A 2,478-nucleotide genomic window follows, 5' to 3' on the forward strand; every position below is an offset into this window, starting at 1 on the left:
AGCGCGATCGAGCGGGTCGCCGCGGCCTACGGCGACGCGGCGCAGGCCGCGCTGCGGACGCTGCTCGCGATCGCGCCCGAGCAGGTGCTGCCGGACGTGCTGCCGACGCTCAACCGCAAGCTCGTGCTCGGCCTGCTGCCGCGCCTGCTGCTGCGCGGCGGCGGCCGGGCGATCGCGCTCGCGCAGCTGCCCGACGTGCTGATGGCGTTGATGCTGAGCAGCGCCGACGATCCGCATCCGGCGCTGCTGCAGATCCAGCAGGCCGTCACGCCCGAATCGCTCGCGCGCTTCGGACGCGCGCTGCTGGACTGGTGGGAAGACAACGACGCGCCGGGCAAGGAACGCTGGATGTTCGCGCTGCAGGGGCTGATCGGCAACGACGAGACGGCGCGCGTGCTCGCGGGCCGCGCGAAGCAATGGCGCGCGGCGCTCAATCGCGTGCGCGCCTACGATGCGCTGGAGATGATCGGCCGCATCGGCAGCGACGGCGCGCTGATGCAGGTACAGGGCTTCGTCGTGCAGCAGCGCTACGCCGACCTGAGCCAGCGCGCCGAACGGCTGCTCGGCGAGATCGCTCAGGCGCGCGGCCTGACGCCCGAGGAACTCGCCGACCGCAGCGTGCCCGATCTCGATCTCGACGAGTCCGGCCGGCTGGTCCTGGATTTTGGGCCGCGCCAGTTCGTCGTGCGCTTCAGCGGCCAGCTCGAGCCCGAGCTGCGCGACGCCAGGGATCGCGCGCTCAAGAGCCTGCCCAAGCCCAACGGCAGTGACGACGCCGTCGCGGCCAAGGCCGCGACCGAGCAGTTCAAGGATCTGAAGAAGCAGATCAAGAGCCTGTCCGGCCTGCAGCTGCGACGGCTCGAAGCGGCGATGTGCGCGCAGCGCCGCTGGAGCCGCGAGGATTTCGACCAGCTGCTGCGGCGCCATCCGCTGCTGCGGCATCCGGTGCAGCGCCTGGTCTGGGGCGGATTCGACGCCGACGACGGCCTGCTCGCGACGTTCCGCGTCGTCGAGGACCTGAGCCTCGCCGATGCGCAGGACGCGCCGGCGAACGTGCCCGGTGCGGCGCGCATCGGCATCGTGCATCCGCTGCGCCTGCCGCCGGCCGAGCTGGCCGGTTTCGGCCAGATCTTCGCCGACTACGAGATCCTGCAGCCGTTCGAACAGCTTGCGCGCAGGACCTACCGCCTCGATCCGGCGCTGCGCGACGGCAATGTGCTGCCGGAATGGGCGGGCCGTCGCGTCACCGTCGCGAGCCTGCTCGGACTGGAGCAGCGCGGCTGGCGCCGCGAGGTCGGCGACGGCGGCATCATAGACGGGTTTACGCGGCCGCTCGGCGACGGCCTGTCGATGTTCCTCGACATCGCGGCGCTCGGCGACGGCTGGTTCGTCGCGCAGCCCGCCGACACCAAGCTCGTGCACGAGATCGCCCGCGTGGCCCTGGGGCGTTCCCGCTTCGAGGCTGCGGCCGAGCGCCCCACCTTCGCATCGCTCGACGCGATCACGTTCAGCGAGCTGCAGCGCGACCTGGACCTGATGGCCTGGTTCGTCGACTGAAAGCCGCCGATCCGCCCGGCGTTCGCGCACAAAAAAGCCCATCAACCAGAAACCGGGGGGAGGGATCCCGGAGTCGTTGGCGATTGATGGGCTGAAAGAAACGGCCGCCGCACGGCGGCCGGTGTTGCGATGAATCGGTCAGCGGATCATTCCGCCGCGGCGGCCGCCGGCTTGGCCTTGGGCTGGCGCTTGGTCTTCGGCGCGACGGCCGGCTTGACGGCGGAGCGGGCGGGCTTGGGGTTCAGTTTGCGGATCTCGCGCGACAGCGCTTCGACACGCTCGGCGATTTCGTTGAGTTCCTTGCGGCCCGGGACGCCGAGCTTGCCGAGGGCGCGGGAGACGCGGTCCTCGAACACCTTTTCGAGCTTGTCCCAGGTTTCCTGCGTGCGTTCCTTGACCTGGTTGACGCCGGTCTCCACGGCGCCGCGGACTTCGTCGGCCTTGCCGAGCGCGAGCTTGCGCGTCTTCTGCTCGAGGCTCACGCCTTCCCGGACCAGGGTATCGAACAGCTTGGTGCCTTCTTCCTGCGCCTTGGCGAAAGCGCCGAGGCCTGCCAGCCAGATCTGCTGGGCAGATTCCATGATGGACTTGCCGAGGTTGTCCGCCGTCTTCGGCGCCGACTTGCCCTTGGCCTTGGCTTTCAGTTTCGGTTTGCTCATGCGACGCTCCTCGTAGAAGACTCCCGGTACGCGAATACGCCCAAGATTGCGCGGCAGTCTCGGGGCCGGGGCTAGAATATTCACACTATGCAAACGCCGGGACGGCGCTGCGCGGACGGCCCCGGCGTCCCGATTTTTGCTGAATTATTCCTTTGTTTACTTTGCTGCATCGCGGATTCCGCCGGTGCGCCGCCGCCGCGTGCCGGCCGGCGCCGCGACCGCGTTCTCGAGCTCGTCCAGCGCCGTGCGCAGGCGCGCGGTC

At 69.7% G+C, this 2,478-nt stretch carries 2 protein-coding genes; one reads left to right on the forward strand and one right to left on the reverse strand.

The window, feature by feature from the left end:
• Positions 1 to 1,557 (forward strand): DUF4132 domain-containing protein (locus tag NON22_RS23060; protein WP_257389331.1); only part of this gene is annotated, 1,557 nt, incomplete at its 5' end.
• Positions 1,558 to 1,703: 146 nt separating this feature from the next.
• Here NON22_RS23060 and NON22_RS23065 read toward each other — a convergent pair.
• Entirely contained in the window at positions 1,704 to 2,216 is a 513-nt protein-coding gene (locus NON22_RS23065; RefSeq protein ID WP_257389332.1) for a phasin family protein, read from the reverse strand.
• Between the last annotated feature and the right edge of the window lie 262 nt (positions 2,217 to 2,478).

It is taken from the genome of Tahibacter caeni (assembly GCF_024609805.1).
In the GTDB taxonomy this organism is placed as follows: Bacteria; Pseudomonadota; Gammaproteobacteria; order Xanthomonadales; family Rhodanobacteraceae; genus Tahibacter; species Tahibacter caeni.